Origin of the sequence: Synechococcus sp. 60AY4M2 (assembly GCF_002760375.1) — a bacterium.
Taxonomy (GTDB): Bacteria; Cyanobacteriota; Cyanobacteriia; order Thermostichales; family Thermostichaceae; genus Thermostichus.
In genome coordinates, this window is the sequence record NZ_AUMZ01000001.1 from 1668970 (window position 1) to 1689791 (window position 20822).

The window sequence follows — 20822 nt, forward strand, 5'->3', positions numbered from 1 at the left end:
TTAGCAAAAATATCAAAAGCTTTGTCGCAAAAGTTTCAGCCCAATCCCAATAGTCTTCCTTACGCGCGGCGGCGCTGACGGGATCCCCGGCACAGCTCCTGGTAGAGCTGCTCCAACCGGCTGAGGTTGTGGCTGAGGGTGTAGCGCTCCAGCACCCGCTGGCGGGCTTTCATCCCCAGCAGTTGCGTAAATTCCCGTTGATCCCGCAGCAGGGGCAGCAGCGTTTGCAGCTCCACCGTCACCCGAGCCGGATCCAACAGGATCCCGGCTCCATCGGCCAAAACCTCGCCGTCGGCCCCGACGTCGGTGGCCACCGCCGCCACCCCACAGGCCATCGCCTCCAGCAACGACAAAGAGAGCCCCTCGATTAAAGAGGGCAGGATAAACACGTCGGATCCGCGCAGGATCTCGATGCGCTGCTGCTCGTCGGCAACGTAGCCCAGCCAGTGGATCCCGTGCTGGCGGGTGTAGAAGGGCTTGAGGGTATTGAGCAGCGGCCCATCCCCCACAATGAGCAGGCCGCACTTCTCGCCCATTTGAGCTTGCTTCCAGGCTTTGAGCAAGGCCTCCACATTTTTTTCCGGCGAGATCCGCCCTTGGTAAACGAAGATCCGCTCCAGCCCCAACCGTTGCTTAAGGGTGGAGGGCCCCGGCGAATACTTATCCACGTCGACGCCGTTGGGAATGACCACCACCTGCTCGCGGCTCACCCCTAGCCTGACCAAGATCTGCCGCTGTGTTTCCGAGAAGACGATGGTGCGGTCGTAGTGGGCCAAACAAGGAGCATAGAGCTGGTAGGCCAGGTATTGGGTGCGGGAGGCAATGTTGCGCCGCCGCCGGTCGAAGGCCGGGTGGAAGGTGGCCACCAGCGGCTGGTTGAGCTCCGCACAGATCTCCGGCAAGACAAAGTCGATGGGAGAAATCGTCAGCGAGGCATGCACCAGATCCGGCTGCAACTCCCGCAGCGCCTGGGTGAGCAGCCGCCTGGCGTTGGGAGCTGGGATCGTATAAATCTGCGACTTGTACAGACAGGGCAGGGAGACATCCCGCCCCGCCAGCTCAGCACGCCAACGGCTCCCCGGACGGGATCCCTCTACAGCAGGGGCCTCCAGGCTGGGGGAGGGGCTTTCGTTGGTGAAATGGAAAAAGCTCACCTGATGTCCCCGCTCCAAGAGGCCGTTGGTCACCTCACGGCCATAGGTGACGTTGCCACAGAAAGGTGCCTTCTTGCCTATCCAGGCGATGTGCATGGGCGGATCCCTACGGCGCCAGAACGCTGATCTACAAGGGGATGTGCGATTCCAAAGCCTCTATAAGGGTAGCAGACTCGCATCCCACCTCGGCCCGCTCCTCCCCTCTCAGGGGAGAAACCCAGACCGACAAGGCATTGACAGATACCCAGCCCTACGTCGCAGCTATCCAGCAGAAAAACTTATCTGTGCCCCTCTCTGCCCAGCAGACCCCAGAGGTACAGCCCCGCCGACCCGGTCAGGGCCGCCAGGCCGAGAAACGTCCAGGCAAGGCCGAAATAGGTTTCCGCCACCCCCGCCAAAACCAGCGGCAAACTGAGAGCAATGTTGACCGCATTGTTCTGCAGTCCAAAAACCTTGCCGCGCAGATGTTCGGGGGTCTCCTCCTGGAGCAGGGTTTGCATGGGCACCGCCACCAACGCCCCTCCACAGCCCAGCAGGGCAATCCAAGCCAAGCTGGGAAACAGCTTCCCCTCCGTCCAGGACAAGGCCGCCAAGGACAGACACAGCAACAGGGATCCCAGCCCACTCCAGGCGCGACGGCTCACCTGCCGGCCCGTATGCCCCACCCAAAAGGCCCCAATGGCCATGCCCAGGCCGGCAGCCGCCAGCAACACCCCAAACTGATCTGCCTCCAGCTCCGCCGTCACCTCGGCCATGCGCACCGCCAAGACCGCCAGCGCCGCAAACAGCGAGTAGAGCACCACCATTTGCAGCAGGGCCGCGCGGATCAAGGGCATTTGCCCGATGTATTCCAGGCCCAGCTTGAGATCTTCCCAGAGATGGGGAGCCTCCCAAGGTCTGGGCTCCAGCTTCTCGTGGGGTTGCAACAGCAGCAGCAGGGCTCCCGCCGACAGGTAGGCTCCCCCCACCAACAGCTCTGGCCCCACCTCCCAGCCGGGCAACCACGCACGCCCCCAACGATCCGCCAGCGTTAGCAGCGGCTCGCCGATGGCAAAGCCGGCGATCAGCGAAGCCATCATCGTCGTGGTGTAGAGGGAGTTGGCCGCTAACAGCTCCCGCCTGGGCAGGATCAGGGGCAGAGTGGCCTGTTCGGCAGGGGCAAAAAACTGGGTCAAAACAGACACGGCAAAGCTAATCAACAGCAGCCCGCCAAAGCCCAAAGGGATCCCTGGCCAAAGGTTGCGCCCCGCCGTCAGCCAGAGCAGCGGCGGCAACAGCAGCACCAGGATCCCGCGCACCACGTTGGAGAGCACCAGCACCCCCTTCTTGGGCCAGCGATCCACAAATACCCCCGCCAGGCTGCCCAACAACACCGCCGGCAGCGTAAAAGCCAGCATGATCGCCGCCACCCAGCCGCTGATGGAGGCCCCTTCCGGCTGAAACTGCCTCGAGATCAACCCAATCAGCAGCACCAACAACACCTTGTCGGCCAACTGGGAAAACACCTGCCCTATCCACAGCAGCAGGAAATTGCGTCGGCGCAGCACGGCCAGGAAATTTCTCAGGCCTGGCCCGGCCAGAGCAGCATCCTCCTGCTTCAGCTTCTCGGTTGGGCCGTCGTCTTTGGGATCCTCAGGGAGCGGCTCCGGCAAGGGATTCCCGGACGAACACGCCAGCGAGCCGGAGGGAGGACTTGCCGGCGGCTCAAGTGGGGGGGCCTCCGACTTTAGCACCTCAGTTGAAGGAAATGTGGGAGGAAGATCCCGAAGATGAGGAGTCCGCTGGCAGACCTCCGCCTCCCCTTCCGGCCAATCCCCTCGTCGCTCCAAAGTCATAGTGCCCCGTGTAACCTTTCTCCCTCCCCCGCCTTGGCCCTGACAGGTGCTTTTCATGCCGGCTCGTGCCGCCACTGCTGCTGGACGGAGAGAGGTGCCCTGATCTTAATCTTGGCCCATCCCGCAATCAAACTTGCGCGCCCGTCTCGAGGAGGGGGCGACACCTCCCATCGGTCGCGCCGGCAGGATCTCATCAACCCTCTGCCAAGGACAGGGAGCGCAAGGGATCCGGGATCGACTCGCTGGGGGCCACGAAGCTGCCCTTTTCCACAAAAGTGAGGCGCACCGCCAGCCAACGGATGAAATCCTCATTGGTCGAGACCACTGCCCCCAGCGGCTCCTTTAACTTGTGGCGCAGGGGACGCAGCTCTGGAGCTTCCATGAAAGCCGGCTGGGGCACCCAAAAGAAATCGATGGAGCGATGGTGCTCCTCGTAGTGTCGGCGACGCTCCTCCAGCACTTCCTCCAGAGGTTCAGAGCGCAAAAAAGACAGACTGGCAACAATAAAGTGGTAGGTGGTGGGCTCAGCAGCAGGCATACTCTACGATTAACATGTGAGACTCGAACACCTAGAGGCGCGCTCCTGGCGAAAACACAACTTCTCCTGTCGGCTCTTCACCCAGAGTTGCCAACTTCAGCCTACTGGCAGGATTAGTTGGCAGACTTGAGTAAATGCGGGGCGGGATCGCGGGAGCTACACAGGGTCTGACAGTCTTCCAACTGCCGGGGGACGGGCAGCCGCGCCATCACCTCCTCAGGCGGCATAGACTGCTCTGAAGCCTGCCTGAGGGTGGGCAGAGCTTGAGCTGCCCATTCCTGCGCCCAGAGGGGTGTTGTTGAGGAGGGTTCCCCCTGCTCCAACAGCTCCTGACAGAGCGCGGTCGAGCGCTCCAAGTCGCCGCTGCCCTGATAGGCCATGACCAGGGCTACCCGCGCCAAAGCGCATTCCTCAGGGTTTATCCTGGAACCGTTGCGCTCCTTCTGGCGGGGCGAGCTCTCGTGAATCGAGCAGCAGTAGCAGAAAGACTCAAGGAGGTTGATCGCCTCTAAGTAGCGCTCCTGCTTGAGAGCAGTGATGCCGGCACGAAGGGATCCATACGGAGGGGACATGAGCCTAAGTATAGAAAAGATTCTGACGCCTTGCACTTAAGGGCGTTGATGACCTAGCTTTTTATCCGAGGTTTCGTGTCTGATACTACTATACAGCCTTTGGCCAGGCGACCGCGAATCTCCTTACCCTCTTAAGCTTTTGGCAAGGGCGCTCAACTCTTACGGGCCAAGATATAAGTGCTGACGTAGTGGGTTTCTCGGCGCAACACCTCACAGCCTGCCTGCTGCAGGCGCACCCCCAGGTCGTCGCGGATGTAGTCCCGGTAGTAGGGTTCGTGGAAGGTTTGCACAAAAGCTTCCATCGTCTCCTCCAGCTCGGGCGAGTCCAGCAGTTGCACCGAGTCGCAGATGACAATGGCGCCCCCCGGCTTCACCACCCGGCTCATCTCGTTGATGACATTTTGGCGGGCCGGGCCGGGCAGCTCGTGGAAGAGAAACACGCTGACAACCGCATCAAAGGTGGCGTCGGCGTAGGGCATGGCCTCGGCATTGGCGCGGATGAGCTGGGGCAGCTCCCCGGGCAACTCCTGCAACAGCCGGTTGGCCTTGCGCAGATAGGCAGGGGAAAGATCCAGGCCGTACAACGCCGCTTTGGGCAGGGATCCCCGCAGCAGGCGCAGCGTGCGCCCGGTGCCACAAGCTACGTCGAGGATGTGGGGGTCGGATAGAGCAGGATCGAGACCATCCTTGAGCAGGCGGATCACCCGTCGCCGCATCGCATCTGCCGCGCCACCAAACAGCAGTTCCACCTGCAGGTCGTAGAGCTCAGCCGAGCTGTCGCTCAGGTAACCGTTGGTTTGGTAATGAAAATTTTGCAGGTAGTATTTTGGATAGCCCTCGGTGGAGATGTCTGGAGAAAACTCTTGGTAGCGCCGGCTGTGTACCCGCTGAGTGATCTGCGGCAGATCCAGCCATACCTGCGGGTAGTAGCGGGCAAAGTCCAGCCAGGGGTTATCGAAAAGAAGGGCGTGAGGGTAGTAACCTGCCTCGGCGTCTTGCCAATCGACCTGTAGCAGCCGTTCGTAACGAGCCCGCAACTCTTGCAAAGTAGCTGGGCTGACCTTCACCCGCTCCCGCGGCGGTAGGGGCTTCCCAGAGGAAAAACTTTGCAGCTCCCTGAGCACAGAGAGCATCAGCTCCAAAGCCTGGGTGGAGAGAGCCTTGTGGGCAAAGCCAAAGAGATTTTTGCCCCACTGAAAAGCGCGGTAAGCAGCTTCTCCGACTGGAGATGGGATCGGCAGCGACAGCTCGGAGCTCAACTGTAAGCTCATAACCCTGCAAGGTGCGAATGCTTAATGTTTGTTTACGTTAGATTATAGCAAGGCAGCGATGCGAAACCGGCAAGTTCTGGGCCTTGGGAGAGTCGGCGAAATTGGAGCTGTAAACACTCCACTTCCCTGAGAGGGAGAGTACTCTATTGGTGTCCCAGGAAGGACGCCTCTGATGCTTCATGCGCTGGAGGAAGAGGCTGAGCAGGTCGAGTAGATTGGGAAAAGGGGGCGCCCGAGCATGACAGCCAAGACGGTGTTGGTCATTGACGATAGCATCATGATCCGCAAGATGGTGGCCAGCATCTTGGCTGACCAGTTTCAGGTGCTGGAGGCCAAAGACGGCCTAGCGGGCCTGGAGGCTGCCAAAAAACATCACCCCGACCTGATCTTGCTGGATTTTGTCATGCCCAAGATGGACGGCTATGACACATTGCAGGCCATCCGGCAGGAAGAGAGCCTGAAGAATACCCCTGTCATCATCATGTCGGGGATGAAAGAGCAGGTAACAGCCCGCGTCCCTGAGCCTTTTGTCGATTTCGATTTTATTGAAAAGCCGTTTGAGGCGGAGGCTCTTCTGGCTCGCATTCAAAAGGCCCTGCAAGTAGCCCCTGCGGCGGCAGCAGAGCCGGGATCGGAAACCAACACCCAGTTGCTCTTGAACAAGCTCACCGCCATCGAGACGCTGCTCATCCAAGGTACGGAAAACCTTATCCAGCGGGAAGTGGTGACGCGGCTTTCTGATCTCAACCAGCGCCTGGAGCGTCAGGAATCCCACAGCGCTAACCTGGAAGAGCAGATCCGTAAACTCACCAGCGAGGTGGAACGGCACAGCCAGGGCTTGGCCTTGATCGTCAAGGAGCTAAAGCACATCCGCAAGCTGTTGGGGGGATCCTGATGTCTGAGAGGGTTTTTGAGCGCGCCTATCGGCACCTGGATGCGGTGACGGCCCTGTTTGTGGCTGTGCTGCTGATCTCCAACATCGCCTCCACCAAGATCGTGCTCTTGGGGCCGTTTACGTTCGATGGCGGCACCGTCCTTTTTCCCCTCAGCTACACTTTCGGCGACATCCTCACGGAGGTCTACGGCTATGCCCGCTCGCGGCGGGTGATCTGGCTGGGATTTATCTCGGCGGCCCTGATGTCGGCGACCTTGATGATCGTGGGATCCCTGCCGGCAGCCCCCGACTGGCCCTACCAGGAAGCCTACAAACAGATTCTCGGCCTTACCCCGCGCATTGTACTGGCCAGCCTAATTGCCTACTGGAGCGGCAGCTTTGCCAATGCCTATGTGCTGGCCCGCCTGAAGGTGTGGACGCGGGGACGCTGGCTGTGGACACGCACCATCAGCTCCACCCTGGTGGGCCAGGCGGTGGATACGGGCCTGTTTATTCTCATCGCCTTCTGGGGGGTGTTTCCCGGTCTGATGAGCCTCATTGTCTCCAACTACGTGTTCAAGTGTGCCGTTGAGGCGGTCTGTACGCCCCTGACCTATGTCATCACCGGCTGGCTGAAGCAGCAAGAACAGGAAGACTACTTTGACGTGGCAACCGACTTCAACCCTTTCCGAATGCAGTCCGTATCTGGGTAGTTCATTCGTCCATGGCTGCCCCGACGGATATGGCCAAAAGAGGGATCCCAGTTTTGGTATAGTCAGCTAGAAACCGCAGGAGCCCCGCCCTGTACCCCCCTATATCCCCCCGTATACGGGGGGACTGGGGGGCCGGGGGCCGTGCCGGTCAGGGTCGGGAGGAATGCGGACGACGTATAATCGTGACATGGCCCAAGTCCTGACTATCTCCTGCAAACTCAAGGTGTCTGTGTCGCAAGCCGCCAAGCTGGATGCGACCCTGGATGCCTTCGCAAAGGCACTGAACTGCGTGAATGAGAACACACCAGAGAAGATAGTCAACGCCGTCAAGCTCCAATCTCTCTGCTACCGCGAGATTCGTACCCGCTTCGGACTATCCAGCAACCTGGCACAACAGGTGTGCAGAAGGTTAGCCGGTGCCCGCAAGGTTGCCCAGCAGAAAAACCGTCCAGTCAAGGCGTTCAAGTCTGGCTTTGTTACCTACGATGCCCGCATCTTCTCGTTCCGTGAGAAGGACTGGACGGTGTCGCTGACCACCGTTGAGGGACGGGAACGCTTTGAACTGGATATAGGTTACTACCAGCGCGGCCTGCTAGCGGGTTCAAATCCCAAAGCAGCCACGTTGGTCAAGCGCCAAGGCGGCTCCTACTCCATCCAGATTGGCGTGGAGTCTGAGGTGCCGGAGCCGGAGCACGCCGTCAAGGCCATTGGTGTGGACTTGGGTAGGAGAGATATTGCCCACACCTCTGAGGGAGATAACTGGAATGGACGGCAGTTGAACCAGGTCAGAGACCACTACTCCCGTTTGAGAGGGGTTCTCCAACGCAAGGCCAGCAAGGGCACACGCAGTACACGACGTCGGTGTCAGCAACTGCTGCAACGGCTGTCTGGTCGGGAGAGACGCTTTCAAACTTGGGTGAACCACTGCATCTCCAAGTCGATTGTTGCTAGGGCACTGGCCACTCACCGTTTTATTGCCTTGGAAGACCTGACCGGGATCCGGGAGCGGGTCAACCGGCAGCCGCGCAGCAAGACGGAGCGGCGGCGGGCAAACAGTTGGGCGTTCTACCAGTTGCGGCAGTTTGTGCACTACAAGGCGATGCGGGCAGGGGTGAAGGTTGTGGTGGTTTCGCCGGCCTACAGCTCGCAGACCTGCCACCAGTGCCTGTGGATTGGGCAACGGGAAGGGAAGCATTTTCGCTGTGTGAACCCGGCTTGTGGTTGGGAAGGGGATGCAGATTTGAACGGTGCCAACGGGATTGCACTTTTGGGGGTCGCTGTAAACCAGCCCCCCTACATCCCCCCGCATGCGAGGGGACAAGAGGGGGGTTCGTGGTTGGCTTGCCAGCTGCAGGGCTACCAAAAGCCCGCTCCGTACCCCCCTCAATCCCCCCGCCCCCCTGCCCCCCGTATACGGGGGGTTGGGGGGCTGGAAGGGGGGGCGGTCGGAGCCGGGTAGTTTACAGCGTTATCCTATCTACCCTGCCGCCGGTGCGCAGCGAGCCGGATCAGGTTGGGCAGCCCGGTGTCGTCGGGAGCTTTTATCCAAGACAAGACTTTTGTGAGGGATCCAGACCATGATGCTCATTTTCCAAATTGCTTTGTTGGTGTTGGTGCTTTACAGCTTGCTGTTGGTGGTGGCGGTGCCGGTGCTCTTCAGCTCGGCCAGCGACTGGAGCCGGGCCAAGAATGTGATTTTGGTGGGATCCCTGCTCTGGGTGCTGATGGTGATCGGGGTGGGGGTACTTAGTTTCTTTAAGTGATATCCTTCGACGCCCATCCCCCAGGCTCCTGGACGTTGCAGAGCATCAGGGTTGCGACTGCAAGGTTCTGGGGGCGGGGAAAACTGCGCATCTCCGCACCCGCGTGGGCCTTGAGCGCTCTCGGTACAAGGGATCCCACCCCTTACGATGGATAGCAATTTAATTTAATCTCATGGCCTTGCTGCTCCCTAGGTCAGCGGCAAGTTGTGCCTACACTGATGTCTTTTGGGAGGTTTGGGTGTTGAGAGCAGTGAAGCGTTCGTGGAGCCTCCGCTTGGCCCGGCTGGGGACGAGGCTGATTTTGGCAGGCTTGTTGGTAGGGGTGCTGTCCCCTTCGGCAGCGGCGCAGTCGGGCCTGGTGATCACCGGCAGCGAAGGGGTACCTGTCCTCAGCTACCGGCTGGATTTTCGCGGCATTCGCGGTCGGTTGGATCGCTATCGCCTGACGATCCCGCCTCAGAACGTGGCGGTGGCAGAGGTGCAGATCAACGGGGATAGAAATTTCGATGCCGTCATCGACCCGGAGAACGTGCGCCTAGAGGTGGAGGGCAAGCCGGTGGAGCTGGCGGAAGTGTACTGGAACGAGGAGTTTCGCTCTTTGGAGGTGGTGGCCCGTCAGCCCATTGCCGCCGGCCAGGAGATCCGCTTGGTGCTCTCCAATGTGCGCAATCCTTCCGCTGCCGGCATCTACCGGGTAGAGGCGCGGGTACGGGGGACAGAGCCCAACCCCCTCTTCCGCAATGTGGGCAACTGGCTCATCACCATCGACGATCCGGAGCGGCTCACTTTCTAAGGGCAGCTCCCTTCGAGCGGGGGAGAGTTTTGAGAGTGGATCCCTGAACAGGGGGTTTCGGGCGTAGCCCTTTTCAGAGACAGGGCAAGGCTGGTGAGGTACTGCGGCATCTCTATCTCCCCTCTCCCTAAGGGAGAGGGGTTGGGGGTGAGGGAAACTCCCCTCCAGACAGTAGCCTGGCGTACTGGGAGAGGCTTTCTTTGGTGCTGGCCGATATCTGGTATCCCAACTGGTGGCAGGCCCTGGTCTTGGGCATGGTGCAAGGGATCACGGAATTTCTGCCCATCAGCAGCACGGCGCACCTGCGGGTGTTTCCAGCTTTGCTGGGCTGGCCGGATGCGGGGGCTTCCTTTGCGGCGGTGATCCAATTGGGCAGCCTGGGAGCGGTGTTGATCTACTTTGCTTCTGACCTGCGCCAGTTGCTCCTCGGCTCCTGGAAGGCTTGGCAGAAGCGAGATTTCCAGGAGGAGTCTTGGCGGCTGCTCATGGGGATCCTGGTGGGAACGCTGCCGATTGTCATAGCGGGCTGGGCCGTCAAGGCCATCTGGGGATCCCCGCCCCGGCAGTTGTGGGTGGTTGCCGCCGCCGCCATCGGCTTGGCCCTGGCTTTGGGCTGGGCAGAACGGGTGGGGAAGCGCCGGCGCGATCTGCACAGCCTGGGCATTGGGGATGGGCTCTGGGTGGGGCTGGCCCAGGCTTTGGCCTTGATCCCAGGGGTATCCCGCTCTGGTGTGACGCTGACGGCGGCTCTGTTGCTGGATTTGCAGCGCTCGGCTGCCGCCCGCTACTCCTTTTTGCTGGGGATCCCGGCCCTCTTTTTGGCCGGGGTGGCGGAGTTTATCGCCGAGTTCAGGGCAGAGGCGCTGCTGTCGCAGGGGCTGGGGACGCTCTCGGCCTTTGTCTTCTCCTACGGGTCCATCGACTGGCTAATTCGATTTTTGCAGCGCAGCAGCACCTGGGTGTTCATTGTCTATCGGATTGGTTTTGGCCTGTTCATTTTCCTGGGGCTGGCCCTGGGGTTTTTGCAACCTTAAGTGGGCTTTTGTTGCCGCAGAATCCGCAGCGCTTTCGGCAGGTGCTCCGCCAGGTGGGCCGGATCCACGCCCGTTAGACCCCGTTCCCCCGCCAAATGGATGGCTGCTTGAGCATGCCACCACACCCCCGCACAGGCGCAACTGAGCAGCTCCGCGATCCCCATCGACTGACCCAGTTGAGCCCTTCTGCGCGCCACCAGGCCGCCGATCAGGCCGGTCAGAACATCGCCGCTGCCGCCGCGGGCCAAAGCCGGTGTGCTTTCCGGGTTGACCCAGCATTCCCCCGTAGGAGAGGCGATGACCGTCCGCGCCCCCTTCAAGACCACTACTGCCCCGCTCTGGGCTGCTGCTCTCTGGGCTGCCTCCATGCGATCTGAAAGCGGGAGGTGCGGAAAAAGCCGGCGAAACTCCCCCAGGTGCGGGGTGAGGATGGCTTGGATCCTGTGTTCTGGCAAGCGCTCCACCCCTATTTCCGCCAAGGCGTTGAGGCCATCGGCGTCGATCACCCAAGGGATCCCGGCCCAATCCTGCAGCAGGATCTCCAGCAGCAGACGGCGGGTTTCTCCCACGCCCGGCCCCACCGCCACCGCCTGAAAGGGTTTCTCGGCCAGCAGGGAGGGGATCCCTTCCCAGGCGTGAACCAAGACTTCCGGCAAAGCGCTGTGGACGAGCCCTTTCAATTCTGCCGGCACCGCCAGGGTTACCATGCCCACGCCGCTGGCGCGGGATCCCAGCCCGGCCAACACCGCCGCCCCGGCATAGGTTGTCGATCCCGCCACCAGCAACAGGGATCCCTGGCGGTATTTGTGGGTATCCAAAGGCGGATCGGGGGGGAAATGGGGCCAGGGGTGCAGCAACACCTGGGGAACTTCCACCTCCGGCCAGGCCCAAGGGGGAATGCCGAAATCGAGGCGGCGCAGACGTCCCACCCAAGGCAGAGCCGCCTCCTGCCACAGGCCCCGCTTCCAGAGGCCCAGGGCATAGGTGTAGCTGGCGCGGATGCAGCAGCCCCAGATCTCGCCTGTCTGGTCGTTGAGGCCGGAGGGCAGGTCCAGGCTGAGGATGGGAATGCCGCTGCCGTTGGCCCACTCCACCGCCTCCGCCCAGGGATCCCCCAGGGGCCGGTTTAGGCCAATGCCAAAGAGGGCGTCGATGAGCAGGTCGCAGTCGGCCAACGCCTCCACCCGCTCCACAAACTCCGCCCCCAGGGCCCTGAGGTAGCGGGCGTGCTCGGCGGTCAGGGGTTTGAGATCTGGCTTGCCCAGCCAAACCTTCACCCCCTTTTGGGCCAGCCGCAGCTCTCGTCCGACCACCAAGCCGTCGCCGCCGTTGTGCCCTGTCCCGCAGAGGATGCCGATGCGCTGCGCATGGGGGAAATCCTGCCGCAACTGGGCAAAAGCGGCCAGCCCTACCTTTTCCATCAGGGCGGCCACGGGCATGCCGGCAGCGAAGATCTCCTCCTCAAGGCGCTGCATCTGCGCCGCGCTGACCAGGGCGGTGGCCGGGTCGAACTGGCAGCGGGGATCCCTATCGCCACGCCGCGCTGGTGTTACAGGCGGTATCGCTGGGGGGAGAGGGTTCATGGCTCAGTTGCGCCAATGGCGCTTAGCTCGATTACATTCCCATCCGGATCGCGGACAAACACAGCCGCCCGCCCGGAAGCGCTGGGCTGCACCTCATAGCCTGCCTGCAGCAGGCGGGCTTTCACCGCCTCCAGATCTTCCACTCCCAGCGCCACGTGGGGAAGGCGCCCCCACTTCGCCCTGCTGCCACGACTGGCTTGCTGCCCCTGGTCAAGCGGCTCCTCAGTGACGATCAAGTGAATCTGCGAAGACCCCACCTGGTACCAGGCGCCGGGAAAGTCAAAGGGAAACCGTTCTGCCTTGGGGATCCCGAGCACCGTGCCGTAGAAATGCTCGGCCCTGGCCAGATCGCTGACCCAAAGGGCGGTGTGCAGGTGCTGGTAGGCGGGCTTTGGGGAGGCGGTCATGACATTGCTCCGGGAAAGTGCTTGCATCTGTCGAGGGAAACCATATTTTCTCCAAGAGCCTGCTCCGCCTGTGCGCTAAGTTGGAGCTAGGGCAACGAGCGCTTGGGCTTGGCCTTGCCCAGGGGTTGGTCTATGGGATCCCGCACCAAGTTTTTCGGCACCGTCTTGGCCATGCTGGCTGTCAACAGCATCTATATGCAGTTGCAGCAGCTGGCCCTGCGGCTGGAAGAAGAGGTGAACCCGGCTCCCTCAGAGCAGGCTGCTCCAGAGCCTCAGAGCAACGCGCAGCCACCGGATCTCTGGGGACATCTGGCCTAAGTTTTCCGGGGATGGCGGTGGGTCGAGGCCAGTGCTGGCTCCACCTCTCCCCTGCAACCCTAGGCTCCGAGCCAAGAGGCAGTTTGCAAAGGGGATCAAACTCCGTACCATAGAGGAGCGAGCTCCCCTATTTTGCGGTTTACAACTTGGATACTCACCATGACTCAGCCGTCAGCAGCTTCTGGGCAAAAGCCGATCGTCGTCGCCCCCTCCATCCTTTCAGCCGATTTTAGCCGCTTGGGGGAAGAAGTGCGGGCAGTGGACGAGGCAGGAGCCGACTGGATCCACGTAGATGTGATGGATGGCCGCTTTGTGCCCAACATCACCATCGGCCCGCTGGTGGTGGAAGCGCTGCGCCCGGTTACGGCCAAGCCTCTGGATGTCCACCTGATGATTGTGGAGCCGGAAAAGTATGTGGCCGACTTTGCCAAGGCGGGGGCCGACATCATCTCCGTTCACGCCGAGTCCAGCTCCACCATCCACCTGCACCGCACCCTCGGCCAAATCAAGGATCTGGGCAAGCAAGCAGGCGTGGTGCTCAACCCGGCCAGCCCTCTGGAGCTGATTCAGTACGTGCTGGATCTGGTGGACCTGGTGTTGATCATGAGCGTCAACCCTGGCTTTGGCGGCCAGAGCTTCATCCCGGCGGTGGTTCCCAAGATTCGCCAGTTACGGGCCCTGTGCGACGAGCGGGGCTTGGATCCCTGGATTGAAGTAGATGGCGGCATCAAGGCCAGCAACGCCTGGCAGGTGATCGAGGCGGGGGCCAACGCCATCGTGGCTGGCTCAGCCGTGTTCAAGGCCAAGGACTACGGGGAAGCCATTCGTGCCATTCGCCACAGCCGCCGCCCCGAGCTGGTAACGGTTTGATTTGAGCTGATCTGGGAAAACCCTGCCCTTGGACTCCTCTCAGGCCAAGGCGCAAAAGAGAGGGGAGAAGGCCTGGCGCTCCTCACCCTCAGCCCATTGGGAAGGGCCACGGCTCAGCGGCAGGGATCCCTTCTGGTGGGAGGATGGGCTCGAAATTCTAGCGCAGAGCGTTGGTCTTCTTCTGGGCAGCCAAAGGCACGGTACCGTCCTCACCGGCGGCCTGGACTAGGCAATGGGGAGGTGTGGAAGGAGGCGTGATGGGCTGGGGCGAAGTGGGGCTGAAAAAGGTCTGGCAGAAGGGCAGGCGGCTGTTGCGCTGAATGGTGGCAAGGTAAGGGGGAGGGACAGTGCCCCAGTAGGCGCCCAGCACCTGCTGGTCCGGATCCTCCGGCAGCACCTGGTAGTACACCATCAGGCGATTATCGGGGAACCAGGCGCGAACAAGCCTTTGCAGTTGCCTTAAATTGAAGCCCGGCTCTTCTGGATTGTCAATTAGGTGCATCCCCGCCAGCCGCCCGCCCATGAAGTAGGCCTCCACATAAAACCCACGGGCATAGAGGGGGGGCTCTAAGGGATCCCGCGACGAAGGGGCATCCGGCAGGTAAAGGGCCTCACCGCCCGGGCGCAGTTGCCAGCGGCTCCAGCGGGGATCCTCCCGGTCGCTGGAAATAGTCTCCCAATTGTTGGCGCGGGCGTAGCTCAAGAAGCGCTCCTCCACCATGCCCAAATAGAGCATTTCCATCTGCAGGGGCAGCCGGGCACTTGTTTGCAATAGGGGCAAAGTTCGCACTTCTCCCTGCTTGAGCACCAAAACCTCTGCCAAGGCAGGGCGCGGTTCCCACGCCAGCAACGCCGCCAGGATTCCTGCTCCGAGGGCTCTGCCAAAGCCGGCCAGACCTAGCCGTGCCGAGGCCCGCAGCAACAGGAAAAGCAGTTTGACAAGGGGCAGTTTAAACCGAGGCCGTGCCCCGCCCCACATGGCAACGGAAGCAGGGACATAAGATGAGATCACGGGGAAATTCGAAGAGCTGGGAAGACGATAGAGACTATGGATGTTCTATTCTAGCCACAGCGCTAAGGTTCTTTGAAAATTTTAATCTGCTGCCCTGGGTGAACTTTCTTGCCGGCGGATGGATCAAAACCGGTCTCCAAATGGGCGCGACTGTCGAGAACCTCCCTCCCCCTCCTCGACTGCAAGGCCGGGGCTTGTCGTCATCGCTGGCCCCACGGCCACCGGCAAGTCGCGCCAGGCGCTGCTGTTGGCCCAGCGGCTGGGATCCCCCCTGTTGAACGCCGACTCTCGTCAGGTGTACCGGGAGTTCGACATCGGCACTGCCAAGCCCACTCCCGCCGAGCGGGCCCTCTGGCCCCACGAGTTGATTGACTTTGTGGATCCCCGCCACACCTATACAGTGGCCGAGTTTCAGCAGGCGGCCCAGGCGCGCATTGCCGCAGCCCATCGGCAGGGACAGACTCCTATTCTGGTGGGGGGCACAGGGCTCTACATTCAGTCGATCACGGCAGGCTTAGGGATCCCGGCAGTTCCCCCCCAGCCTCAGTTGCGCGCTCAACTGGAGACGTGGCCGCCCGAGATCCGCTACGCCTGGCTGCAGCAGTTGGATCCTGTGGCAGCGGGGCAGATTCACCCTCATGATGAAGTGCGCACCCTGCGGGCTTTGGAGATCATCTACACCACTGGGAAGCCGGCTTCCTACCTGCGGCAGGCCCATCCTCCTGACTACCCCATTTTGCTCTTGGGGTTGCACTGCCCAATGCCCCGTCTGGAACAACGCATTGCCCGGCGCACAGCAGAAATGCTGGCGGCAGGCTGGATTGAGGAGGTAAAAACGCTGCGGCAGCGCTACGGCCCAGACCTGCCCCTCTTGCAGACCTTGGGCTATGCGGAGATCGGCGCTTACCTGGAAGGGCGGATCCCGGCAGCCGAGCTGCAGCCTCTGATTGTGCGGCGCACCCGCCAGTTTGCCAAGCGGCAGATGACCTGGTTTCGGGCCATGCCAGGGATCCAGTGGCTGGACTGCGAGGCCGAGGATCTGCCCGAACAGATCTGGAAGCGGGTTACGGCGTGGATGGCAGCTCAGACCAGCGCCGGAACCACTCCTGCCGTCGCCGCGCGTCCGCCCGCCGATCCGTAAGGATCTCCAACACCCGCACCCCTTGGGCGGGCAAGGGATCCAAAGCCTGGGCCAGCTCTTCCCAGGTCTCTATCCGCTGCTGGGGGATGCCATGGGCCTGGCAGAGGAGGGCAAAATCCACCGCCTGGGGAGTCGCAAAGTAGGGCTCAAAGGGTGGGCCCGCCTCGGCAATGGGCAGCAGCTCGAAGATGCCGCCCCCCTGGTTGTTGATGAGAAGAATGGTCAGGGATCCCTGGAGGCATTGGGCAAGACGCAGGCCGCCGCAGTCGTGCAGAAAGGCCAGATCCCCAGTCAGCAGCACTGTTGGCCGATGGCGGTAGGCCACCCCAAAGGCAGTCGAGAGGATGCCGTCGATGCCGTTGGTGCCGCGGTTGAAGTAGGGCCGGATGCGGCGATCGTTGGGCGGCCAAAACCACTCCACATCCCGCACCGGCGTGCTGTTGGCAATAAATAGCGGCGTCTCCGGCGGCAGGTGGTGGGCCAGCCACCAGGCAAGCTTGCCCTCAAACCACTCCGGCAGGTCAGCCAGCAGCCGATCCAGCTCAGCCCGAGCTTTGGCTTCCGCCCGCAGCCAGGTTTGTAGAAAAGCGGTTGCTTTGGCCTTGCCTGCCGGGATCCCTGCCGCCACCTCCTCCACGACAAAGGGCAAGTGGGTGGTGGGGTTGTGGAGGGGATCGGCGTTCTGGGCCCGGGGATCGAGCAGCCAGGTGCGGGGTCGGGCTTGGGCTAGGGTTTGCCGCAGCGCCTTGCTGGTGGGCAAGGATCCCAGTTGGATCACTTGCTCTGGCCAAAGAGGAGGTTGCTCTCCCTGGAGGAGAAAATCGTAGGTGGTGATGAGGTAGGGGTTGAGGGAAGCGTAGTTGCGCAAAGGGGAGAGTCCCTCCGCCAACACCGGCCAGCCCAGGGCCAGCGCCAAGCGGGCCACCGCCTCTGCATAACGCTGGGGGTCTGCCGGTTGGGCCGGCCCTGCCAAGATCACCCCCCGCTCACAGCCACACCACTCCCGCCAAAAGGAAGCTGTTGACGCGAATGCAGAACCGCCAGCCGGGGTGACCAGGCCAGATGGGGAGATAACCCCGCGGAAAAAGGTCTTCTCAAACTCCGGATCTTCCTGCAAATGAACCAGCGGCGCCGTGCTGCCATCGGCAACGGGAGCTAGGGGATCCCGCAAAGGCACGTTGAGATGCACCGGACCCGGGAAAGGGTAGAGAGCACGCTCCCAGGCGTGGATGATCATTTGGCGCAGGTAGGCCAGAGCTTCCAGGTCGGCGCTGGGCAGGGCCAGCTCCGCCTGCCAGTTGGGGTAGTGGCCGTAGAGCTTCACCTGGTCAATGGTCTGCCCGGCGCGGCAGTGGCGCAGCTCCAGCGGCCGATCCGCCGTCAACACCAAAAGGGGCCAACCACTTTCTGCCGCCTCGATGAGAGCAGGGAAAAAATGGGCGCCGGCGCTGCCAGAGGTACACACTAGCGGGATGGGCTGCCGCAGCTGCTGGGCCAAGCCAAGGGCAAAAAAGGCCGCCGACCGCTCGTCCACCGCTGGAATGGCCTCGATCTCAGGGTGCTGGGCTAGGGCATAGGTGAGGGGGGCAGAACGGGATCCTGGACAGACCACGGCCACCCGACAGCCCAGCCGGCTCAAGGTCTCGGCCAAAACGGATCCCCAGAGGGTGTTGAGGTTGCGCCAGTCCAGCCGTTGAAGGGAGTTTGCGCCAGTCACTCCAGCTATCCCAGCCAGCGGGGAGATCGAGCAAGTTGGGTAGGAAGCCCAAAATAGGCACATCCTAGTAATCTATAGCCATCCCCAATCGCAGGGGAACCACTTGCTTTGGCCTTCCTTCGCCTTTCCTCTCTTTTTGGGAGGGGAGCTGTGGGCCGGGGAGGCGCCCGGGAAACTGCCTCAAGTCGGTTGGTCGCGCCGCAACTCCAGATTTCCTGGCGGGGGCAAGGGTTGGCCAGGCCTCTCCGATGGGGGAATAATGTTCATGAGAACGCCCCTTATCGACCTTCGCTGCACCCAATAGGAGCACCCATGGCCAGAAAACCCGATGGATACCTTGTCCACATCATGCTCGAAGGTGGACAAACCATGCAGGTACGGGTCAAGGAAGCTAGAGAATACACAGAGCTGATCAACCAACTGATGGTGGGTGGGGACGAGTTCATCACATTGCCCAAGCAAATGGACAACGAGTACATGATCGTGCGTCCGCAGCGGGTGTCCGGCGTGTCGGTGGAGGCGATCTACACTTCCAGCGTCGGCATCGACCTGTAGAGCTCAAGGCCAGGGTCGCCGGGCTGGGTTGCAACGCAAAGCCCACACCCCTGAGGGCAGGGGCCGGACTAGACCCCCCTGGGATCTAGAGCCTTAGCACCGACAAGTTAGCTTTGCGGGGGCAGGATCACCTTGTCGATGACGTGGATGACGCCGTTAGAGGCCTCAATGTCTGCTTGCGTCACTTTGGCATCGTTGACCTTGACTCCGTCGCTCAAGGAGATCTTCACAGAAGATCCTTCGACCGTCGTCACTTCACCTTCCTTTAGATCGCTGGAGAGGACTTTGCCGGGCACCACATGGTAGGTGAGAATCCGGGTCAATTTCTCGCGGTTTTCCGGCTGCAGCAGCTCCTCTAGAGTGCCTTGCGGCAGCGCCGCAAAAGCTTCATCGGTGGGAGCGAAAACGGTGAAGGGGCCTTCCCCGGAGAGCACCTTCACCAAGTCGGCAGCTTCCAAGGCTTGGATCAAGGTGGTGAAAGAGCCGGCCTCGGCAGCAACATCTACTATGGTTTTGCTGGCAGGGGCAGCGGTTTTCACGCTTTCAGAAGTCGCGCCGTGGCTGCCGGCAATGACCGCAGGGGCTGCAACCAACGTGGTGGCCGAGGCAACAGCCAAGGAGAGAGCGAAGAGATTGCGAATCATGCAATGTAACCCTCCGTGAAGAGTAGGTTCACATTTCTATGTGACGGACGGGATAGAGCTCGGGTTCCTCAAAATCGCAAAAAGTCCCCGAAAAAGATATTTCTACTACCCCAAAATACCTTTTTGACAAGGCTTACAAGGCTACTCTCCGCTGAGGTTAGATTTGCAACAATCATCGCGGGATGGCGGTGAACCATCCAAAACACGCCCGATGAGGATCCCTTGAGGCTGAGGGATCGTTACGTTTGTTTACATTGTTTGTTCAAGTTAGCGTTCCATTGGCATCGCCAAAGTGGGCACCTCTGCGGTGCTGGGCAGAGGGGTAAACGAGTTGGCGATCTCAGCAGGCATGCCTACTCTTCTTCCGCCTCGAAGTCTTCGTCGTAGTCGTCCCCGATCAAATCGTCGATGTCGTCGATGTCTTCTTCCAAAACAGCTTCAGGGACTTCAAGAGGCTGCTCGATCAGCCGGCCTTCCTGGCGCAACCAGTCGAGGATAGAAATGCTACCGGGCAGGGGCAGCACTACTGGAGGCTGATCGCGAGGTTCTTCCCGCAGAGAAGGGTTGTGGTACATGCTGTCCAGAAGAAGTGCAGCTGTGAAGAAGGTGTGGGCAAGCTTCGGGTCGATGGCCTCGATAGGGCGCCACTTATCGACTGTCCTTTAGCTTAGCTTATCCCTGCCAAGCCTGCAAAAAGCGGTGCAGCACCCGCTCCAGCTCGACGGCTCGCGCCGCCTTAAACAGCAGTCGATCCCCTGCCCGCACCTGCTGCTGCAAACCCTCCACTAAGGCAGAAGCTTCCTCAAAGCGTTCAACCTCGGCGGCTGGCTTTTCGTCAACCAGTGGCTGCATCTCCCCGTCGGGATCCAAAAGCCAGACCCGCTCCAGTCTCAAGGAGGCAGCCGCCCGACCCACCTCTGCGTAGAGCTGTGGGGCATGCTCTCCCAGTTCCCGCATTGGGCCGAGGATGGCCCAGCGCCGTTTTCCCGCAGTCTGAGCCAGCAGGTGCAAAGCCGCGATCATCGCTTCCGGCGAGGCGTTGTAGGTCTCATCCCAAATCTCCACGTCCCCAGCCAGCTTGAGATGGCGATTGCGCCCCTCCAGAGGCAGCGGTAGGTCAAGGGGCTCTTGCAGGCGCTCCCAATTCAGACCCAAGCTGCGCACAGCCGCCAGCACCCCCATCCAGTTAAGGGCGTGATGCCTTCCTGGCAGGGGCACCGGCAAGGTCAAGCCCTCCACGGTTACGGTTTGGGCTTGGGGATCCCATTCTCCTCGCAAGTCCCCTTGGGCGAGGCCATAGGTGAGGGTTTTTCCCGACCACAGGCTGGCGGCAGTGGCCAACAGCAAGGGATCCTCACCATTGAGCACAGCTATCCCCTGCCCCAACTCCTGCAGCAGCTCACACTTGGCAGCAGCAATGGCCTCGCGGGATCCCAGCCTGCCGATGTGGGCGGTGCCGATGTGGGTAATCAAGGCATGGGTGGGGCGAGCCATCTGTGCAAGGCGGCGAATCTCACCAGGGCCGCGCATGGCCATCTCCAGAACGGCAAACTGGTGTTCTGGTTGTAGCCGCAGCAGCGTTTGCGCCACCCCAATGTCGTTGTTGTGGTTGGCCTCGCTTTTGAGAACGCTGCCGTAGCGCGAAAGAGCAGCCGCCAGCATTTCCTTGGTGGTGGTTTTGCCTGCTGAGCCGGTGATGGCCACTACCGGGATGGAAAATTGCTCCCGCCAGGCTCTGGCAATGCGCTGATAGGCAGTCAAGGTATCGGGAACCTGGAAGTGGGGACCCTCCACCGGCCGCTGGCTGATGACAGCAACGGCCCCCTTGCTCAGGGCTTGCGGAATAAAATCGTGCCCGTCGCAGCGTTCTCCCCGCAGCGCCACAAAAACGGATCCTGGCTGCAACCGGCGGCTGTCGGTGCAGAGGGCCTGAACCGGCAACCCCAAGAGGTGGGGATCTCCCTGCAAAGGGGCTTGCAGCAGGTCGGCCACAGTTTGCAAGGTCAGCATGGAGCAGCAGTCGGAGCA

The 20822-nt window shown here is 61.3% G+C and carries 22 protein-coding genes; 10 read left to right on the forward strand and 12 right to left on the reverse strand.

Going from position 1 to position 20822, the window contains the following annotated elements; all coding sequences use genetic code 11:
- Nucleotides 1-59: 59 nt before the first annotated feature.
- The 5 genes from SYN60AY4M2_RS07275 to SYN60AY4M2_RS07295 all read right to left on the reverse strand — a co-directional run bounded on the left by SYN60AY4M2_RS07275 (nucleotide 60) and on the right by SYN60AY4M2_RS07295 (nucleotide 5370).
- Entirely contained in the window at nucleotides 60-1250 is a 1191-nt protein-coding gene (locus SYN60AY4M2_RS07275) for a glycosyltransferase family 4 protein (protein WP_011429021.1), read from the reverse strand.
- A gap of 182 nt (nucleotides 1251-1432) precedes the next feature.
- The gene (locus SYN60AY4M2_RS07280) at nucleotides 1433-2806 is read right to left on the reverse strand and encodes an MFS transporter (protein ID WP_240527765.1); all 1374 of its coding nucleotides are present in this window, start codon (nucleotides 2804-2806) and stop codon (nucleotides 1433-1435) included.
- A gap of 376 nt (nucleotides 2807-3182) precedes the next feature.
- On the reverse strand, nucleotides 3183-3527 hold the full coding sequence (locus SYN60AY4M2_RS07285; protein ID WP_011429018.1) for an MgPME-cyclase complex family protein: 345 nt from the start codon (nucleotides 3525-3527) through the stop codon (nucleotides 3183-3185).
- 113 nt (nucleotides 3528-3640) lie between these two features.
- Complete coding sequence (locus tag SYN60AY4M2_RS07290) at nucleotides 3641-4099, reverse strand: hypothetical protein (protein WP_049749696.1); 459 nt, start codon at nucleotides 4097-4099, stop codon at nucleotides 3641-3643.
- Nucleotides 4100-4251: 152 nt separating this feature from the next.
- Nucleotides 4252-5370: a class I SAM-dependent methyltransferase gene (locus SYN60AY4M2_RS07295; RefSeq protein ID WP_011429016.1), complete on the reverse strand. Its 1119-nt coding sequence runs from the start codon at nucleotides 5368-5370 to the stop codon at nucleotides 4252-4254.
- A 238-nt stretch (nucleotides 5371-5608) separates the two neighbouring features.
- Between SYN60AY4M2_RS07295 and SYN60AY4M2_RS07300 the strand changes: the two genes are divergently transcribed.
- From SYN60AY4M2_RS07300 to SYN60AY4M2_RS07325, 6 genes are all read left to right on the forward strand, one after another.
- Nucleotides 5609-6265 (forward strand): response regulator, encoded by a 657-nt coding sequence (locus SYN60AY4M2_RS07300; protein WP_011429015.1) that lies wholly within the window; start codon nucleotides 5609-5611, stop codon nucleotides 6263-6265.
- Nucleotides 6265-6957, forward strand: coding sequence for a queuosine precursor transporter (locus tag SYN60AY4M2_RS07305; protein ID WP_099812613.1), 693 nt, complete (start codon nucleotides 6265-6267; stop codon nucleotides 6955-6957). Before SYN60AY4M2_RS07300 ends, SYN60AY4M2_RS07305 begins: the two co-directional genes overlap by 1 nt.
- A gap of 187 nt (nucleotides 6958-7144) precedes the next feature.
- Nucleotides 7145-8416 (forward strand): RNA-guided endonuclease TnpB family protein, encoded by a 1272-nt coding sequence (locus tag SYN60AY4M2_RS07310; protein WP_099812614.1) that lies wholly within the window; start codon nucleotides 7145-7147, stop codon nucleotides 8414-8416.
- Nucleotides 8417-8534: 118 nt separating this feature from the next.
- On the forward strand, nucleotides 8535-8720 hold the full coding sequence (psbZ, locus tag SYN60AY4M2_RS07315; RefSeq protein ID WP_011429012.1) for a photosystem II reaction center protein PsbZ: 186 nt from the start codon (nucleotides 8535-8537) through the stop codon (nucleotides 8718-8720).
- A gap of 238 nt (nucleotides 8721-8958) precedes the next feature.
- Nucleotides 8959-9513 (forward strand): DUF2808 domain-containing protein, encoded by a 555-nt coding sequence (locus SYN60AY4M2_RS07320; protein WP_228375387.1) that lies wholly within the window; start codon nucleotides 8959-8961, stop codon nucleotides 9511-9513.
- Between the two features lie 203 nt (nucleotides 9514-9716).
- Nucleotides 9717-10547: an undecaprenyl-diphosphate phosphatase gene (locus tag SYN60AY4M2_RS07325; protein WP_011429010.1), complete on the forward strand. Its 831-nt coding sequence runs from the start codon at nucleotides 9717-9719 to the stop codon at nucleotides 10545-10547.
- Here SYN60AY4M2_RS07325 and SYN60AY4M2_RS07330 read toward each other — a convergent pair.
- Nucleotides 10544-12130, reverse strand: a complete 1587-nt coding sequence (locus SYN60AY4M2_RS07330; RefSeq protein WP_099812615.1) for an NAD(P)H-hydrate dehydratase — start codon at nucleotides 12128-12130, stop codon at nucleotides 10544-10546. The two genes, SYN60AY4M2_RS07325 and SYN60AY4M2_RS07330, sit on opposite strands and share 4 nt — an antisense overlap.
- Nucleotides 12127-12537 carry a VOC family protein gene (locus tag SYN60AY4M2_RS07335; RefSeq protein ID WP_011429008.1) on the reverse strand — a complete coding sequence of 137 codons (411 nt, stop codon included), beginning with the start codon at nucleotides 12535-12537 and terminating at the stop codon, nucleotides 12127-12129. The genes SYN60AY4M2_RS07330 and SYN60AY4M2_RS07335 overlap by 4 nt, the downstream gene beginning before the upstream one ends.
- A 132-nt stretch (nucleotides 12538-12669) precedes the next feature.
- Between SYN60AY4M2_RS07335 and SYN60AY4M2_RS07340 the strand changes: the two genes are divergently transcribed.
- Together SYN60AY4M2_RS07340 and rpe are read left to right on the forward strand one after the other, a co-directional pair.
- Nucleotides 12670-12855, forward strand: a complete 186-nt coding sequence (locus SYN60AY4M2_RS07340; RefSeq protein ID WP_011429007.1) for a hypothetical protein — start codon at nucleotides 12670-12672, stop codon at nucleotides 12853-12855.
- Between the two features lie 159 nt (nucleotides 12856-13014).
- Complete coding sequence (rpe, locus tag SYN60AY4M2_RS07345; RefSeq protein WP_011429006.1) at nucleotides 13015-13725, forward strand: ribulose-phosphate 3-epimerase; 711 nt, start codon at nucleotides 13015-13017, stop codon at nucleotides 13723-13725.
- Nucleotides 13726-13882: 157 nt separating this feature from the next.
- Here the strand turns inward: rpe and SYN60AY4M2_RS07350 are convergent, their stop codons facing one another.
- Nucleotides 13883-14704 carry a hypothetical protein gene (locus SYN60AY4M2_RS07350; RefSeq protein ID WP_099812616.1) on the reverse strand — a complete coding sequence of 274 codons (822 nt, stop codon included), beginning with the start codon at nucleotides 14702-14704 and terminating at the stop codon, nucleotides 13883-13885.
- Between the two features lie 151 nt (nucleotides 14705-14855).
- On the opposite strand from SYN60AY4M2_RS07350, the gene miaA reads away from it, so the two are divergent.
- On the forward strand, nucleotides 14856-15878 hold the full coding sequence (gene miaA / locus SYN60AY4M2_RS07355; RefSeq protein WP_011429004.1) for a tRNA (adenosine(37)-N6)-dimethylallyltransferase MiaA: 1023 nt from the start codon (nucleotides 14856-14858) through the stop codon (nucleotides 15876-15878).
- Here miaA and menD read toward each other — a convergent pair.
- Nucleotides 15802-17595 carry a 2-succinyl-5-enolpyruvyl-6-hydroxy-3-cyclohexene-1-carboxylic-acid synthase gene (menD, locus tag SYN60AY4M2_RS07360; RefSeq protein ID WP_099812617.1) on the reverse strand — a complete coding sequence of 598 codons (1794 nt, stop codon included), beginning with the start codon at nucleotides 17593-17595 and terminating at the stop codon, nucleotides 15802-15804. The genes miaA and menD overlap by 77 nt on opposite strands.
- Before the next feature lie 312 nt (nucleotides 17596-17907).
- Here menD and SYN60AY4M2_RS07365 point away from each other — a divergent pair, with 312 nt between their 5' ends.
- Complete coding sequence (locus SYN60AY4M2_RS07365) at nucleotides 17908-18150, forward strand: hypothetical protein (protein WP_041438020.1); 243 nt, start codon at nucleotides 17908-17910, stop codon at nucleotides 18148-18150.
- Nucleotides 18151-18257: 107 nt separating this feature from the next.
- Here the strand turns inward: SYN60AY4M2_RS07365 and SYN60AY4M2_RS07370 are convergent, their stop codons facing one another.
- The 3 genes from SYN60AY4M2_RS07370 to murF form a co-directional block, all read right to left on the reverse strand.
- Entirely contained in the window at nucleotides 18258-18794 is a 537-nt protein-coding gene (locus SYN60AY4M2_RS07370) for a fasciclin domain-containing protein (protein WP_011429001.1), read from the reverse strand.
- A gap of 353 nt (nucleotides 18795-19147) precedes the next feature.
- Nucleotides 19148-19369: a DUF3134 family protein gene (locus SYN60AY4M2_RS07375; RefSeq protein ID WP_011429000.1), complete on the reverse strand. Its 222-nt coding sequence runs from the start codon at nucleotides 19367-19369 to the stop codon at nucleotides 19148-19150.
- Nucleotides 19370-19466: 97 nt separating this feature from the next.
- Nucleotides 19467-20804: a UDP-N-acetylmuramoyl-tripeptide--D-alanyl-D-alanine ligase gene (murF, locus tag SYN60AY4M2_RS07380; protein ID WP_099812618.1), complete on the reverse strand. Its 1338-nt coding sequence runs from the start codon at nucleotides 20802-20804 to the stop codon at nucleotides 19467-19469.
- Between the last annotated feature and the right edge of the window lie 18 nt (nucleotides 20805-20822).